At 65.7% G+C, this 16274-nt stretch carries 10 protein-coding genes, 4 tRNA genes and 1 riboswitch; of the genes, 9 read left to right on the forward strand and 5 right to left on the reverse strand.

The window, feature by feature from the left end; all coding sequences use genetic code 11:
- Nucleotides 1-65 precede the first annotated feature (65 nt).
- A tRNA-Arg gene (locus HAV22_RS03725) sits at nucleotides 66-142 on the forward strand.
- A 45-nt stretch (nucleotides 143-187) separates the two neighbouring features.
- Here HAV22_RS03725 and HAV22_RS03730 read toward each other — a convergent pair.
- Complete coding sequence (locus tag HAV22_RS03730) at nucleotides 188-382, reverse strand: type II toxin-antitoxin system antitoxin (RefSeq protein WP_166856657.1); 195 nt, start codon at nucleotides 380-382, stop codon at nucleotides 188-190.
- 9 nt (nucleotides 383-391) lie between these two features.
- The gene (locus HAV22_RS03735) at nucleotides 392-1285 is read right to left on the reverse strand and encodes an SPFH domain-containing protein (protein WP_166856659.1); all 894 of its coding nucleotides are present in this window, start codon (nucleotides 1283-1285) and stop codon (nucleotides 392-394) included.
- A 135-nt stretch (nucleotides 1286-1420) separates the two neighbouring features.
- Between HAV22_RS03735 and HAV22_RS03740 the strand changes: the two genes are divergently transcribed.
- The 4 genes from HAV22_RS03740 to HAV22_RS03755 all read left to right on the forward strand — a co-directional run bounded on the left by HAV22_RS03740 (nucleotide 1421) and on the right by HAV22_RS03755 (nucleotide 4296).
- Nucleotides 1421-1497 (forward strand) — tRNA-Arg (locus tag HAV22_RS03740).
- 502 nt (nucleotides 1498-1999) lie between these two features.
- Nucleotides 2000-2086, forward strand: a riboswitch (cyclic di-GMP riboswitch).
- Nucleotides 2087-2171: 85 nt separating this feature from the next.
- Complete coding sequence (locus tag HAV22_RS03745) at nucleotides 2172-3944, forward strand: S8 family serine peptidase (RefSeq protein ID WP_229421058.1); 1773 nt, start codon at nucleotides 2172-2174, stop codon at nucleotides 3942-3944.
- Nucleotides 3945-4002: 58 nt separating this feature from the next.
- Nucleotides 4003-4079 (forward strand) — tRNA-Arg (locus tag HAV22_RS03750).
- Between the two features lie 140 nt (nucleotides 4080-4219).
- Nucleotides 4220-4296, forward strand: a tRNA-Arg gene (locus HAV22_RS03755).
- Nucleotides 4297-4355: 59 nt separating this feature from the next.
- Here the strand turns inward: HAV22_RS03755 and HAV22_RS03760 are convergent.
- Both HAV22_RS03760 and HAV22_RS03765 read right to left on the reverse strand, forming a co-directional pair.
- On the reverse strand, nucleotides 4356-6245 hold the full coding sequence (locus HAV22_RS03760; protein WP_166856661.1) for a sensor histidine kinase, YfiR-like protein-associated: 1890 nt from the start codon (nucleotides 6243-6245) through the stop codon (nucleotides 4356-4358).
- Entirely contained in the window at nucleotides 6245-6841 is a 597-nt protein-coding gene (locus tag HAV22_RS03765; protein WP_166856663.1) for a TOL_0243 family YfiR-like periplasmic protein, read from the reverse strand. The genes HAV22_RS03760 and HAV22_RS03765 overlap by 1 nt, the downstream gene beginning before the upstream one ends.
- A 775-nt stretch (nucleotides 6842-7616) precedes the next feature.
- Here HAV22_RS03765 and HAV22_RS03770 point away from each other — a divergent pair.
- The 4 genes from HAV22_RS03770 (at nucleotide 7617) to HAV22_RS03785 (ending at nucleotide 15554) form a co-directional block, all read left to right on the forward strand.
- Entirely contained in the window at nucleotides 7617-8339 is a 723-nt protein-coding gene (locus tag HAV22_RS03770; protein ID WP_371869524.1) for a response regulator, read from the forward strand.
- A 230-nt stretch (nucleotides 8340-8569) separates the two neighbouring features.
- Nucleotides 8570-11644, forward strand: a complete 3075-nt coding sequence (locus tag HAV22_RS03775) for a hybrid sensor histidine kinase/response regulator (RefSeq protein ID WP_371869525.1) — start codon at nucleotides 8570-8572, stop codon at nucleotides 11642-11644.
- Between the two features lie 157 nt (nucleotides 11645-11801).
- Complete coding sequence (locus tag HAV22_RS03780) at nucleotides 11802-12827, forward strand: GGDEF domain-containing response regulator (protein ID WP_166856667.1); 1026 nt, start codon at nucleotides 11802-11804, stop codon at nucleotides 12825-12827.
- Nucleotides 12828-13247: 420 nt separating this feature from the next.
- Nucleotides 13248-15554 carry a TonB-dependent receptor gene (locus tag HAV22_RS03785; RefSeq protein WP_166856669.1) on the forward strand — a complete coding sequence of 769 codons (2307 nt, stop codon included), beginning with the start codon at nucleotides 13248-13250 and terminating at the stop codon, nucleotides 15552-15554.
- 114 nt (nucleotides 15555-15668) lie between these two features.
- Here the strand turns inward: HAV22_RS03785 and HAV22_RS31050 are convergent, their stop codons facing one another.
- Complete coding sequence (locus HAV22_RS31050; protein WP_229421059.1) at nucleotides 15669-16115, reverse strand: hypothetical protein; 447 nt, start codon at nucleotides 16113-16115, stop codon at nucleotides 15669-15671.
- Nucleotides 16116-16274 lie beyond the last annotated feature (159 nt).

Consider the following 16274-nt stretch of genomic DNA (forward strand, 5'->3'; position numbering starts at 1 on the left):
GTGCGGCGGCCGATGCCGCGGCCCCTTTGCCATTCATGAAACCGCTGCTATAATGCGTGGCTCGGGCGGCTGTAGCTCAGCTGGATAGAGTACTTGGCTACGAACCAAGGGGTCGTGGGTTCGATTCCTGCCAGCCGCACCAATTTTTCGAAAGGCCAGATCGCGAGATCTGGCCTTTTTCTTTGCCTCAGGGCGGATCGCCCTGCCCTCCCTCTTCCCGCGCCGACGCCACACGGATGCCGCGCCGCGCCAGCGCCTCGCGCAGCAGGAATTCGATCTCGGCGTTCACGCTGCGCAAGTCGTTCGCGGCCAGCCGCTGCAACTGCTCCCACAGCGCGGGATCGATGCGCAGCGGATACGACTTTTTTCCCGGGCTCGCCATCGACGCGCTTCAGTTGTACAGCGTGCCCGCGTTGATGATGGGCTGCGCGTCGCGGTCGGAGCACAGCACCACCAGCAGGTTGCTGACCATCGACGCCTTCCGCTCCGCATCCAGCTCGACGATTTCGCGCTCGGCAAGCCCTTTCAACGCATCCTCGACCATCGTGACGGCACCGTGCACGATGCGCGCGCGGGCGCTGATGATGGCCTGCGCCTGCTGGCGGCGCAGCATCACCTGGGCGATCTCGGGGGCGTACGCGAGGTGCGTCAGCTTCGCGTCCAGCGTCTCCACGCCGGCCGCCTCGAAGCGCGCCGTCAGCTCGTCGCTGAGCGCCAGCGCCACTTCGCTCGCGCCGCCGCGCAAGGTCATTTCGCCGGGTGCCAGGTCCTCGCCTTCGTCGTACGCGTATTGCGCGGCCAGGTGGCGCAGCGCGGCCTCCGCCTGCACGCTGACGTAGCGCTCGAAATCGTCGACTTCGAACAGGGCCTGCGCCGTATCGCGCACGCGCCACACGACGGCCGCCGCCAGCTCCACCGGATTGCCGCGCTTGTCGTTGACCTTCAACGTGGACATGTTGAGGTTACGCGCCCGCACCGCCAGCTTGCGCTTGCGGTACAGCGGGAACGCCCAGCGCAAGCCCTCGCCGCGGTCCGTGCCGACATAGCGCCCAAACAAGGTCAGCACGGCCGTCTCGTTAGGCTGGAGCATGTACACGCCCGCACACACGAACAGCCCGGCAATGGCGAGCACAATGCCGCCGACCGCAGCCCCGGCCGACGCCGACCCCATGTTGGCGGCGTGGAGGATCCAGGCGCCGGCCAGCACTGCGAGCAGGCCGCAGGCGAAGACACCATAACCGTTCATCGACGTGAATTGTGCTTCCTGACGAGTATGTGTGGACATGCTGGTTCCTGTGGTTATATGAAAGTGATATCACTTTAGGATCACCTTGGGGGCGATGTCAATGCGCAATGCATGTGCGCGCGATCCCCGGTCTTTTGCCATTCGGGTAACGCGCTGCTATAATGCGTGGCTCGGGCGGCTGTAGCTCAGCTGGATAGAGTACTTGGCTACGAACCAAGGGGTCGTGGGTTCGATTCCTGCCAGCCGCACCAGTTATTCGGATAAAAGGCTCATGACACGCGCAAGCGGTTCATGGGCCTTTTTCTTTCGGAAAAGCCATTCCTCATCCGATAACCCCCCACCCGTTTTTACCAAAAGTTATTCGCCGACACCGCGGCGAATACCCTGCCCCGGTACAGCCGGGCGCCGATAACGTGTTATTGCCGGCTTCCTTGATCTGATGCAAAAACAGCGGACCTGACACGGCCGCCGCGCGTCGGGCCGCACTGGCTCGCTCGGCCCGCCTGTTCGTTTATCCCGTGCCATCAGGCTTTAACTCCACTACAACAGCTATTTCGATTTATTAAGAGTTTCGTTTTTGCCGGATGCGTTTTATGCGGAAATTCCGTTATCAGGCTGTTTACACCTATTTCACTCGTTATATTGAACTGTTGCGACATCGCAATAAGTTCCGTGAATCAGCATATTTTTTTGCGACCGTTAGTATATTTTTCCGGAGAAAAGATATGATTCAGGGAAACAGCTGAGGCTGCTTAATGAAAAGGGCAAAGCCCGCGAAAGCGGGTGACGCAAAGTCAACGGTCTAACGAGCTCCGGCTCCACGACGGCAGGACTGCCAGATGCCAGCTTCCGACCGGCTTGCGCCGGTCGCGACGTGGATGTCATGTGCACGATCCTGCCTTTTGTTACCAAGGAATCGTACGCGATGAAGTCCATCCACTCTTCCCTCCGCATCCTGCCGATGCTCGTCGCCGGCGCCCTCGCCGCCACCGCCGCAATCGCCGCGCCCGCACAGGACGGCGGTTATGCACGCCACCGCATCCTCGTCGAGGCACGTCCGGGCCTGTCGGACGCTGCTCTCGACCGCATCCTGAAGGAACACGGCGGCAAGAAGCGCAAGATCGGGCAAAGCCGCCTGCACGTCGTCGACCTGCCGGCCAATGCATCGGAAGTCGCCGTCGTCGCCAAGCTGCAGCGCCGTCCGGAACTGAAATTCGCGGAACTCGACCGCGTCGTGCCGGCCGCGATGGCCGTCAACGATCCGTACGCCGGCAGCGAGTGGCACCTCACCAAGATCGGTGCACAGACGGCGTGGGACAGCTCGATGGGCCGCGGCGTGACGATCGCCGTGCTCGACTCCGGCGTGAACGTCAACCATCCGGACCTCAAGGACCACCTCGTCGCCGGCTACAACGTCTACGACGGCAACACGGACCTGACGGACGTCTGCGGCCACGGCACGGCCGTCGCCGGCACCGCCGCCGCGACGAGCAACAACGCGACCGGCGTGGCCGGCGTCGCGGGCGCGGCCAGCGTCATGCCGCTGCGCATCGCCTACAGCGACAGCACGGGCTGCCACGCCTACTTCAGCACGATCGCCAGCGGCATCACGTACGCGGCCGACCACGGCGCGCGCATCGCCAACATCAGCTACGTCGGCATCGCCGGCAGCTCGTCCGTGCTGAGCGCCGCCCGCTACATGAACAGCAAGGGCGGCCTCGTGTTCGTTTCCGCCGGCAACAACAACATCGACGAAAACGTGACGCCCGACCCGTCGCTGGTGGTCGTGTCGGCCACCGACGCCAACGACGCCAAGGCCAGCTTCTCGAGCTGGGGCAGCTTCGTCACGATCTCCGCGCCGGGCACGTATATCTGGACGACCAACAATTCGCTGGGCTATTCGCAGTGGAACGGCACGTCGTTCTCCGCCCCGGTGACGGCCGGCGTCGCCGCGCTGATGATGGCCGCACGTCCGGACCTCAGCGGCGACCAGATCCAGTCGCTGCTGTACTCGACGTCCGTCGACCTCGGCGCAGCCGGCCGCGACCCCGTGTTCGGCTACGGCCGCGTGGATGCCGCCGCCGCACTGCGCGCCACGATGGCATACCAGTCGCCGGTCGACACGACGGCACCCGTGGCAGCGATTGCCGCGCCGCTGGCGAACAGCTCGGTCTCCGGCCTCGTCGGCGTGACCGTCAATGCCAGCGACAACGTGGGCGTGGCCCGCGTCGACCTGAAGGTGAACGGCACCGTCATCGCGACCGATACGAGCGCACCGTACACGTTCAGCTGGGACTCGACCGGGACCGCCAACGGCATGGCCAACATCGTCGCCGTCGCCTATGACGCCGCCGGCAATGCGGGCACGTCGGCCACGGTCGCCGTGAACGTCGCCAACCAGGTCACGACGCTGGCCAAGGACACGACGCCGCCTTCCGTCGTGATCAGCAACCCGGTCGCGGGCACCGTGACCGGCAACGTCGCCGTGTCGATCAACGCGTCGGACGACTCGGGCGCCGCCGGCATCACGACGGTGCTGTCGATCGACGGCCAGACCAAGGCCCAGGGCACGGGCGGCGTACTCGGCTACAACTGGAACACGCGCAAGGTTCGCGCCGGCCAGCACACGCTGACGGCGACGTCCCGCGATGCCGCCGGCAACACGAGCACGACGTCGGTCATCGTCACGTCGAAGTAAGCGAAGAAACGAACGAGGCTTGCCAAATAGCGGAATGCCGCTATAATGCGTGCCTCGGGCGGCTGTAGCTCAGCTGGATAGAGTACTTGGCTACGAACCAAGGGGTCGTGGGTTCGATTCCTGCCAGCCGCACCAATTATTCCGATAAAAGGCTCATGACACGCGAAAGCGGTTCATGAGCCTTTTTTCTTTTTGTCCGGACACGCATCGCATTGGCCAACCCGCCAAATTGCTCTTTTCCAAACGGCAAAGCCCCGCTATAATGCGTGCCTCGGGCGGCTGTAGCTCAGCTGGATAGAGTACTTGGCTACGAACCAAGGGGTCGTGGGTTCGATTCCTGCCAGCCGCACCAGCTTCTTCGAAGGGCCAGATCGCGAGATCTGGCCTTTTTCATTTCCGGTGACCCGCCATTCAAGTCCGCAGCTTCTTGATGATGCTGCGATTCCCCAGGATCTCCTCGATCTGCTCGAAACGCACGGGCTTGACCATGTGATGGTCGAAGCCGGCCTCGAACGCCAGTTGACGATCCTTTTCCTGGCCCCAGCCGGTGACGGCGACCATCACCGTCATCGTGCAGCACGACAGGTCGCGGATGCCCCGCGCCAGGTCGTAGCCCGACATCTGCGGCAGGCCGATGTCGAGGAAGGCGTAATCGGGACAGAAGCGCTTGGCGGCGGCCAGCGCGTCGGGGCCGTTGTGGGTGATGACGACGCTGTGCCCCATCGCCGTCAGCAGCGCGCCGATGCTGTTCACGAAGTCGACGTTGTCGTCGGCCAGCAGGATGCGGTACGTCTCGGCGCTGATGAACGACATCGGCGTGGGCTTCGCGGGCAGTTCCGGCTCGACGACGATCGGCAGGCGCACGACGAACTGGCTGCCGTGGCCGACGCCGGCGCTGTGTGCCTCGATGGTGCCGCCGTGCAGTTCGACGAGCTTGCGCGCCAGCGACAACCCGACACCAAGGCCCGCGTTCGAACGCTCCAGCGTGGAATCGACCTGCACGAACATCTCGAACACGGTGTCCAGCATGTCGGGCGCGATGCCGATGCCCGTATCGGACACGACCAGGGTCAGGGTGCGGTCGTCCACCGTCGCCTTCAGCCCCACGCGGCCGCCGCGGTTCGTGTACTTGGCGGCGTTGTTCAGCAGGTTCGACAGGATCTGCGCGAGCCGGGTCGCGTCGCCGTTCAGGAACACGGGACGGTCCGGCAGGTCGATCGTCAACTCGTGGCCGTGCAGCTCGATGTACGGGCGGACGACTTCGAGCGCGTCGTTGACGACGGCCTTCAGCTCCACGCGGCCGCTCTTGATCGTGAACTTGCCCGTGTTGATGCGCGAGACGTCCAGCAGATCGTCGACGAGACGCACCATCTGGCGCAACTGGCGCTCCATGATGTCGGTCGCGCGCTGGGTGGCCTGGGCGTCGCCGCTGCGCAGCCGGAGGATGTCCAGGCCCGTGCGGATGGGCGCGAGCGGGTTGCGCAATTCATGCGCCAGGGTGGCGAGGAATTCGTCCTTGCGGCGGTCGCCCAGGCGCAGCGCCTCTTCCGCGCGCTGGCGCACCTGCATCTCGTGCTCCAGCGTCGCGTTGGCTTCCTGCAGCGCGTGCGAACGACGGCCGATCTCGGCCAGCATGTCGTTGAACGCGGCGACGAGCACGCCGATCTCGCCGCTGTCGTTGCCGGGTACGCGCAACGTGAAATCGCGCCGCTGCATCACCTGGCGCGCGACGTTCGTCACGGCCGCAAGCGGCCGCGTGATGGCGGCCTGCAGCCGCGACGCGACGAGGCCCGCGATCAGCAGTGCGCCCAGCATCACGGCGCCGAGGATCGCGCCATAGCTCACGAGGCGGTCGAACAGGCCGTAGCGCGAGCGCAGGTACACGGTACCCACCATCTCGCCGTTTTCCACGATGTTGCGGAACACGGCCACTTCGCCGGCCTCGATGCGGTAGCCGGACGGCGCCGGCCGCGCGGGGATCGCCTGGTTCGGCGCAGACGCATACGTGGCGAAGCGCGTGCCGTCGCTCGTGTAGACCGCGGCCGCGAGGATCTGCGGGCGCACCCGCAGCACGGCGAGGTTCTGGCGCGCCGTCTCCTCGTCGTTGAATGCGAGCGCGGGCGCCGTCACGCGCGCCATGATGTCGGCCTGCGTCATCAGGTCGTCCGTCCAGTAGCGCTGGAACGCCCGCAGGTCGAACAGCAGCATCGCGACGGACGCCGCCAGCAATGCGACGAACGTCGTCGCGACCGCCATCAATATGAGTTTGCCGCGGACCGTGCCGCCGTCGCGCACCACCATCACTGCGCTCCTTTCTGCACCCGGTTCGCCACTGTCAGCAGGCGCGAACTGAGCTTGATGCCATTACGTTCCGCCGCATCGAGGGAGACGTCGAAGCGGACGCGCTCGTCGACGATGCGGAAATTGATCACACTGCCGAGCTGCAGGCCGTTCTCGCACTCGGTCACCACGAGCATCGCGCCGCTCGCCTGGCGCACGATGCGCCCCACGCGTTGCGGATCGCCACCGCCCACGAACAGCAGGTGCACGCGCGCGCCGGCGTCGGCTTCGCGCAGCTCGCGCACCTCGATGGGCCGGTTGTTGACGGTGCGTCCCGCGACGACGCGCGCCAGCTCGACGGCCAGGTCGTCCGCGCCGATCAAGCCGATCGTCAGCGGCACGGCCGCGTCGGCAAAGGCGCTGGCGGGAAAATCCGTGTAGCCGAGGAATTTATACAGGAAGGCCGCCTTCACGCGCCGCTCCAGCGGTACGGCGGGCACGGCGCTTTGCGCGCGCGCGGGCGGCACGAGCCCCCTGCCCACGCACAGCGCGGCCACGCAGGCCAGCGCCCAGGCGGCGACCGTGCGGCGCAGGCCGGGGTTCGTGGATCGGTTCAATGGAAGATGCATCGGCCGGTTGGCAAACCCACGGAAGTGAACGTTGGCAGGGCGCCCCCTGCGAAACGGCCGGATCGGACACGCCGCGCCTGCAGCACGCACGCCGGACGTGACGGCGGCGCCGCACATGGCCGGCGTCCGCCAGCGGGATGATAGCTGGGGAAGGTCGACAATGGCAACGCGCGGCAGGCCGGCGTGGATGGAAAATTCGGAAAGAACGTAAACGACAGCAAGGCGTCTTTAAACATTTTGCTATCGTAGAACATTTTCTTTTTTGCACCAAGAGCGTCCCGATCGGGATCGGCACTGCCGAGTCATTTATAAAATCAATGGCGGATATTGGAAATCTAAATTGGATTTCTTTTTTGCGATGCAGCATTATGAAGCTGTCTCCTCTATTCTCCTCCAAGGATAGATTCAGCCCGCTGCCAAAGCGGGCTTTTTTTTGCCCGCGCGCCGCGCCGGCGCCAGCGAGACATTTCAGCAGCGCATTTATACTGCACTGCACCATGGGCATGTCCGCATGTTGCTGTTTTGCGACCGCTCCTCTTGCCCCGTTTGCTTGTTTTTCTTCTGCGGAACGTATCCAGTCGTGCCGCCCCCGCCTTCCGATTTGGTGTACGATGCATCCTCTTTTCGTTTAGATAACATTATCGACTGCGCTATGCTTTTTCACGGCAGGTCCGCCCAATCCTCCAGTTCGTTCGACTGGTCCACTTCCCGGCTCGGCGATCCGCAGCAGTGGCCACAGGCGCTCCGGCTGGCAGCCGACTTGGTGTTCAATACCCCGCTCCCGCTGCTGCTCGTGTGGGGACGCGACATGACAATCCTGTTCAACGATGCCTACGGCGCGCTGGCCGGCCCCGCGTACGGACGGGTGCCGGGCGGGAACGTGCCGCCCGTGATGCCGCCGCCGCTGGCGGTCGGAGGCGCCGAACTGGAGCGGGCGTGGGACGGCGAAGCCACCTGCGCGGCCGATCGCGACCTCGCGTTCGCGGGCAGCGTGGGCGGCGGCCGCTACGACCTGCATTTCACGCCCGTGCGCGCGGACGACGGCAAGGTCGCCGGCGTGCTGTGCGCACTGGCGCCCGCCCCGGCCCCGGCGGAAACGGGCCTGGACGAAGCGGGCGGCCCCATGCGCATCCTCGTCGTCGAGGACAACGTCGATTCGCAATACCTCGTGTGCGAGATGCTGCGCGCCTTCGGCCACGAGGCGGACGGCGTGGGCCATCCGCACGACGCGCTGGCGCGGCTGGCGGCCGGCCGCTACGACGTGTTGTTCACGGACGTCAGCCTGCCCGGCATGTCCGGCGTCGAACTGGCGCGCCAGGCCGTCGCGCACGCACCCGACATGCGGGTCATCTTCGCGTCGGGCTACGGCGACACGCTGCTGCGCCACGTCGAATTCCCCTACCTGTCGCTGCAGAAGCCCTACGAGCTCGACCAGCTCCAGCAGGCCCTCGACAAGGTGGCGCACCCGCTGCCGGCGCGCACCTGAACGATGCGGCAAAGGTGTGCAACGCGGAGCCCGGGCTGGGCTAGAATCGATGTACGGCTCGTGACGCGCCGTGGCCCGACATACCCGCACGTTCCGCGCGGCGCGTCGGTGCTGCGCGCAGAGGCCGGACCAATGATCGAATTCGAGCCCACCGGCAACGCATCCCGCCCCTCCGAGCCAGGCGCGCTCGGCCTGGAGCCGTCCTCGGTGATCTCGCTGGGAGGCGTACGGTGAACGACGAGCGCGACGAGTTGCGGCAGCCGCAGGCGCAGCCCACTGCCGCCGTGTCCGCTGCCGCCTCCGATCCGACCACGGCCGCGCGCGAACTGCAGGAAGCGCGCGCCGCGCTGGGCCTGGCCAATGCGCGCATGGAAAACATGCTCGAGAGCCTGACCGACGGCTTCTGCGCCGTCGATCACCAGTGGCGCATCATGTACATCAACGGGCGCGCGCTGGAAATGCTCGCGCCGCTGCAAAAGACCCGCCCCAGCCTCATCGGCCACGACCTGTGGGCCACGTTCCCCGAACTGCGCGGCAGCCTGCTGGAAACCGTGTACCGGCGGGCGATGGTCAGCCGCGAGACCGCGATCCAGGAATTCTTCTGGCCCGCGCTGAAGCGCTGGTTCGAGGTGCGCGCCCATCCGTCGCCGGACGGCCTCACGCTGTACTTCCAGGACATCAACCGGCGCAAGGCCGACCAGCAAGCCCTGCAGCAAGGCAACAGCCGCCTGCAGGTGGCGCTGGCCGCGGGCCGCCTGGGCGACTGGCGCTGGGACGCCGCCAGCGACCGCGTGATGCTGGGCGAACGAGCCGCCGCCATCTTCGGCCTGCCCGCCGAGCAGCCGCTCGCGTGGAGCGAACTGCGCGCCCGCCTCGACCCGGGCGACCGCGAAAGCGTGCGCCGCGCCGTGCTGCAGGCGTTCGCCGGCCACAGCGACCTCGAACTCGAATGCCGCCTGCCGGGTACGCATGGCGAGGCGCGCTGGGTGGCGCTCGTCGGCCGCGCCGACTACGCCGACCCCGTGCGGCGCGAAGGCGTCCTGGGCATGACGGGCGTCGTGCAGGACATCACCGCGCGCCGCAGCGCCGCCGACGCCCTGCGCCAGAGCGAGGAAGTGCTGCGTGCCCTGGCCAACACGATCCCGCAGCTGGCCTGGATGGCGCAGTCCGACGGCGCCATCGTCTGGTTCAACGAGCGCTGGTTCGAATACACCGGCACGACCCCGGACCAGGTCGTCGGCTGGGGCTGGCAAACGACCGTCGAACCCAGCGTCCTGCCGGCCGTGCTGGAACGCTGGAACGCCAGCATCAAGACCGGGAATCCGTGCGAGATGGAATACCCGATCCGCGGCGGCGACGGTACGTACCGCTGGTTCCTGACCCGCGTGAATCCGGTGCGCGACCGCCACGGCAAGGTGTTGCGCTGGTTCGGCACGAATACGGACGTGGACGAGGTCAAGCGCGCCGAGCAGGCGCTGCGCGACGAGTCCCACGTGCTCGAGCTGCTCAACAGCACGGGCAGCGCGCTCACGTCCACGCGCGACCTGCGTTCCTTGCTGCAAGTCGCCACGGACGCCGCCTCCGGCATCGCGGGCGCACGCCAGGGCGCGTTCCTGTACCTGGGCCGCGACGACGGCATCGACGGCGACGGCAAGGGCGGCAGCCTGTTCACCCTGTACACCGTGTCGGGCGGCAGCCCGGCCGGCATCGAGGCGTTCGGCGCGGCGGGCCCCACCGGCCTGTTCGGGCCGGGCCTGGCCGACCGCCCCGCCGGCCTCGTGCGTTCGGACGACGTCACACACGATCCGCGCTTCCGCGAGGTGAAGCCGTTCGGCCTGCCCGCCGGCCACCCGGCCGCGCGCAGCTACCTGGCCGTGCCCGTCGTCGCCCACTCCGGCGAATTGCTCGGCATGATGTTCTTCGGCCATCCGGAACCGGGCGTGTTCGGCGAACGCACGGAACGCATCGTGAGCGGCATCGCGGCGCAGGCCGCCGTCGCCATCGACAACGTGCGGCTGTACGAAGCGGCGCAGCGGTCGGCCGAGGAACGCAAGGTCCTGCTTGAGAGCGAACGCCAGGCGCGTGCCGAGGCCGAGCGCACGAGCCAGATGAAAGATGAATTCCTCGCGACGCTGTCGCACGAGCTGCGCACGCCGCTGTCGGCGATCCTAGGCTGGGCGCAAGTGCTGCGCCGCGGAAGCCGCGACCAGAACGACCTGCAGAAGGGCCTGCAGACGATCGAACGCAATGCGCGCGCCCAGGCCCAGCTGATCGAAGACCTGCTCGACATGAGCCGCATCACGTCCGGCAAGGTGCTGCTCGACATGCAGTCGGTGGCGCCGGCCGGCTTCATCGACGCGGCCATCGAGACCGTCCGCCCCGCCGCCGACGCGAAGAACATCCGCATCGAGAAGCATTACGCGGCCGATCCGGGGCTCGTCGCCGGCGATCCGGCCCGGCTGCAGCAAGTGGTGTGGAACCTGCTGTCGAACGCGATCAAGTTCACGCCGCGCGACGGCCTCGTCAGCATCGGCCTGGACCGCAACGACACGAGCGTCGTCGTCACCGTGCGCGACAACGGCGTGGGCATCCGGCCCGAATTCATCACGCACGTGTTCGAACGCTTCCGCCAGGCCGACGCGTCGATGACGCGGCGCCACGGCGGCCTCGGCCTGGGTCTCGCGATCGTGAAGCACCTGATCGAACAGCACGGCGGCACGGTGCGCGCGGAAAGCGCCGGCGAAGGCAAAGGCGCCACGTTCACGATCGAATTGCCGCTCGCCAAGCAGCAGCCGGCCCCGTCGGGACGCAGCGCGCGCAGCGCCATGATCCTGCCCACGCCGGCCACGCCGGAAATGACGGTGCTCGACCTGGCCGGGGTCAACGTGCTCGTGGTCGACGACGATCGCGATGCGCGCGAACTGATGAAGCGCATCCTGAGCGACTGCGGCGCGTCCGTGCGCATCGCCGCGAGCGCGCGCGACGCGTTCGCGCTGTTCAAGGAGCGCGCGCCGGACCTCCTGATCAGCGACCTGGGCATGCCGGAAGTGGACGGGTTCGAGCTGCTCGACTGGGTGCGCCACCTGGGGCGCGAAGAAGGCAGCCATGTGCCGGCCATCGCCCTCACGGCGTTTGCCCGCTCGGAAGACCGGTTGAGTGCGCTGGAAGCCGGTTTCTCGGCACATATTTCCAAGCCGGTCGAGCCGAGTGAACTAATTGCAACAGTTGCATCGGTCGTCGGCCCATCCAGCCCCCTCGTTAATCGTGCTGCGGCCTCCGCTGCAGGCAGAAATGGCGTACGCTAGCGTCATGAAAAATAGTGAATAATGTTCCTACCCACGCACGCGGCGCTGTCCTACAAGAAATTCTTGGGGGTTTTGCTAGACTAAGGAATGTTGCGCTAGAGTCGGTTTATCGTTGAGAAATCAGCACAATGCCGGCCTTGATTTGATGAGATTACGCATGCCCAGCCGACAAGACATCCTGAACGCGAAGATCCTGGTCGTAGACGATTCCCCCGACAATATCGAGTTGATGGAAGAGATATTGCGCGAGGAAGGCTACACCGACGTCAGTTCGACGATGCTCCCGGAACAGGTATGCCCGCTGCATCGCGAACACAACTACGACCTGATCCTGCTCGACCTCCAAATGCCCGGCCTGAACGGCTTCCAGGTCATGAAAGGCCTGAAGGAAATCGAACAGGGCGGCTACCTGCCCGTGCTCGCGCTGACGGCGCAACCCAGCTTCAAGATCGCCGCGCTCGAAGCGGGCGCCCGCGACTTCATCAGCAAGCCGTTCGACCTGCTCGAGGTGCACAAGCGCATCCACAACATGCTGGAAGTGCGCCTGCTGTACAAGGAGCTGGCCCAGTACAGCCGCGCCCAGCAGGAGCTGGCGCTGCACGACGCCCTCACCGGCCTGCCGAACCGCCGCCTGCTGGAAGACCGCATCGAGACGGCACTGCAGCACGCCAACCGCAACCACCACAAGGCCGCGGTGATGTACCTCGACCTGGACGGTTTCAAGGCCATCAACGACACGTACGGCCACGCCTACGGCGACGAGATCCTCAAGATGGTGTCGCAGCGCCTCCTGTCGAATTCGCGCAAGGAAGACACGGTGGCGCGCCTCGGCGGCGACGAGTTCATCGTGCTGCTGGCCGACGTGCACAGCCTTGCCGACGCGCAAGGACCGGCCGCCAAGCTGGTCGAAGCGTTGTCCGAGCCGTTCTTCATCAACGACCTCACCCTGCAGCTGTCGACGAGCATCGGCATCAGCCTGTATCCGGACGATGCGGAGAACGTCGTCGACCTGATCAGCATCGCCGACTACGCGCTGTACGAAGCCAAGCGCGCCGGCAAGAACCGCTATTGCGCGAACGGCAGCGCCGCGCGCCAGGCCGCGCTGGCCGTCAAACCGGCCATCGCACCGTCGGCGCCCACGCCGGCCATCGTGCCGTCGCCGGAACTGGCGCAGCACCGCTGACAGCGTCGCTCCCACCCAGCGAACAGGGCTGCCGAGGCAGCCCTTTTTCATGTCCTTCGCCTGCCGCTTGTTGGGTATTAGCAACGCACCGTTTGTTGCTGAAAACATACGATATGTACAGACCGGATGCGCCCCGACTTCTTCGCAGACATTTCACGACCGTCTTGCCCCCTGACGCCCGACTGTGACACGGACTGACCGAACCGGCCACTATGCCCGAGCGCGCCATGAAATGGCAAATATCATTTACGTAAGTAATTTATCTGTTTTCCAAATAAATCCGCGGTAATCTTTTCCAAAACCTTTTGCTGTTAGGATGACTATTCTTTGCTAAAACACAAAGAAACAAAAACGAGAGAGTTTCGATTATCACAAGGTCGACTTACATCAATAGCTCCAACAAAGGAAGAGATGCGTAACATGCACGTACGTCCCAACAGACTGTTTGCCCGCACCCTGCTCGCTGCCGCGGTGACGAGCGCTTTCCCCCTGTACGCCCTGGCCGACGCGCCGGACCAGGCGACGGAACAGGATTCCACAGCCAAGCCCGTCCAGCGACTGGAAACGGTGATCGTGACCGCCCAGCGCCGCGCCGAGAACCTCAAGGACGTGCCGATGTCGGTCACCGCGATCAAGGGCGACAAGCTCGACGTGCTGACGTCCGGCGGCGCCGACATCCGCTTCCTGGCCGGCCGCTCGCCGTCGCTGAACGTCGAATCCGACTACGGCCGCTCGTTCCCGCGCTTCTACATCCGCGGCCAGGGCAATACCGACTTCGACCTGAACGCGTCGCAGCCGGTGGGCCTCGTCGTCGACGACATCGTGCAGGAAAGCCCGATGCTGAAGGGTTTCCCCGTGTTCGACGTGGACCAGGTCGAAGTGCTGCGCGGCCCGCAGGGCACGCTGTTCGGCCGTAACTCGCCGGCCGGCGTGATCAAGTTCGATTCCGCCAAGCCCGTGTTCAAGACGGAAGGCTATGCCGTCGTCGGCGCCGGCAACTACGGCACCGTGAACGCGGAAGGCGCGTACAACATGCCGCTGTCGGACACGATGGCGCTGCGCGTCTCGCTGCAATCGCAGCACCGCAACGACCGCGTGCACAACCCGCAGCCGAACGCGTACACGAAGGACTTCGAAGGCTACGACGACAACGCCGCCCGCGTGCAGCTGCTGGTCAAGCCGACGCGCGACTTCTCGGCCCTCTTCAACGTGCATGCGCGCGACATGAAGGGCAACGCGACCCTGTTCCGCGCCAACATCATCAAGAAGGGTACCAGCGACCTCGTCGACGGCTTCGACTACGGCAGCTACCCGACCGACGGCGGCAACAACCAGACCTTGCGCACGAGCGGCGCCAACCTGCGCCTGCGCTGGGACCTGGACGGCATGACGCTGCACTCGATCACGGGCTACGAGCACGCGTACTTCTACAGCCGCGGCGACGTCGACGGCGGCGTGGGCGCCGTGTACGCACCGCCGATGGGTCCGAACTATCCGGGCCAGCCGGCATTCATCCCGTTCACCGTCGAGACGGCGGACCTGCTGCCGGAACATCACCAGTACACGCAGGAAGTGCGCCTCGAATCGAACACGAAGGACCCGCTGCAGTGGATGGCCGGCGTGTTCTATTTCGACGAGCACATCCGCATCGATTCCATCAGCTTCAACACGCTGGCCCCGGGCAATCCGCAGAACGCCGCCTACGCGACGCAGACGCAGGACGCCAAGTCGTCGGCCGTGTTCGGCACATTGACGTACAAGCTGTCCGAGCAGCTGAAGGTCCGCGGCGGCCTGCGCTACACGAGCGACAAGAAGGACTTCGTGGCCCAGCGCTTCGAACCGCCGCAGACGAGCGGCCCGCTGCCGCTGCACAGCGATTCGCACAACATCAGCTGGGACGGCTCCGCCACCTATGCACTGGACGCCGACACGAATTTGTTCGCGCGCGTCGCCACCGGCTACCGTGCACCCTCGATGCAGGGCCGCCTGAACGGCCTGGCCGACAAGCCGTCGATGGCCGGCGCCGAGAAAGCGCTGTCGTATGAAGCGGGCATCAAGGCCGACCTGCTCGACCGCCGCGCGCGCGTGTCCGCGACCGCGTTCCAGTACCGCGTGAAGGACAAGCAGCTGACGGCCGGCAGCGGCACGATCAACATGAACCAGCTGATCAACGCCGACAAGGTCACGGGCCAGGGCGTGGAGCTCGACTTGCAGGCGATCCTGTCGGACGACTGGCGTGCGAGCCTCGGTGCCAGCTACAACGACACCGAGATCAAGGACGCGAACCTGTTCGTGCAGACCTGCGGCAACCAGCCCAACACGAACGGCGTGAACGGCTGCACCCCGACCGGCACGCCGGGCCCGTTCCCGTACACGCAGAAGCTGAATGGCCTGCCGCTGCCGCGTTCGCCGAAATGGCAGACCAACTTCACGCTGCGCTATTCGCACCCGCTGGCCGACGGCGAGCTGTACGCGTTCACCGACTGGTCGTACCGTACCGAGTACAACATGTTCCTGTACGAAGCGAAGGAGTACCGTGCGAAGGCCCTGCTGGAAGGCGGGCTGCGGGTCGGCTACAAGTGGGACAACGGCAAGTATGAAGTCGCCGCGTTCGCCCGCAACATCACTAACCGCATCCAGGTGGTGGCCGCGATCGACTTCGACAACCTGACCGGCATCGTCAATGAACCGCGCAACATCGGCGCGCAGTTCCGCGTGAACTTCTAAACCGCTCGGCACGCGCGAAGCACCGCGGGCCCGCGCCGGAATGTATCCGGACGGGCCCGCGGCCGTTAACGTGTCGTTGCGGGCACCCGGCCCGGCAATGCTTCCCGCGCGGGATCAGGCCGCGCCGGCCGTCTTCTCGCCGCCAGGGCCCAGCGCCCGGCAGCCGATCGCCTGCTCGTTGTGCGCCTCGATGGCGGCGGCGTTCTGGTGATCGGAACTCGCGTCCACTTTTTCCGGCGGCACCTCGATACGGGTGATGCTGGAGGTGACGGAGACGGGGTCGCTGGCCGGGAACGTCATTTCCACGGCGTCGTCCAGCAGCGTCTCCTTGGCGACGGCTTCGCGCGGCTCGGTCTCGGCGCTGGCCATCGTCCGGATCGCGCGCGCCCACTTGACCAGCTTCAGGTCGGCCAGCTCGGCGATGGTATTGATCCCGAACGCATCGCGCAGCGCATCGGCCTGCTGCTGGGTGACATGGCGCAGCGCCGTCACCGGCTCGTTGACCAGTTCGCGGAAACATTTATCGTGATGGGTGTCGTTGACAATGATCTGGATGTTCATGTCTGTCCTTTCAAGTTGGCGCCCGTCTTCCCTCGACACGGTCGTGCCGGACACGAACCCACTATCGCATAGGGCCTGGCCACGGTATGTGCGGCACCGAACGATGCCCTGACGGTTGCCCCGCACGATTGATTTTTGACGCCACCCGGGCCATGCTAT

Origin of the sequence: Telluria antibiotica, from assembly GCF_011682055.1 — a bacterium.
GTDB classification, from domain to species: Bacteria; Pseudomonadota; Gammaproteobacteria; order Burkholderiales; family Burkholderiaceae_D; genus Telluria; species Telluria antibiotica.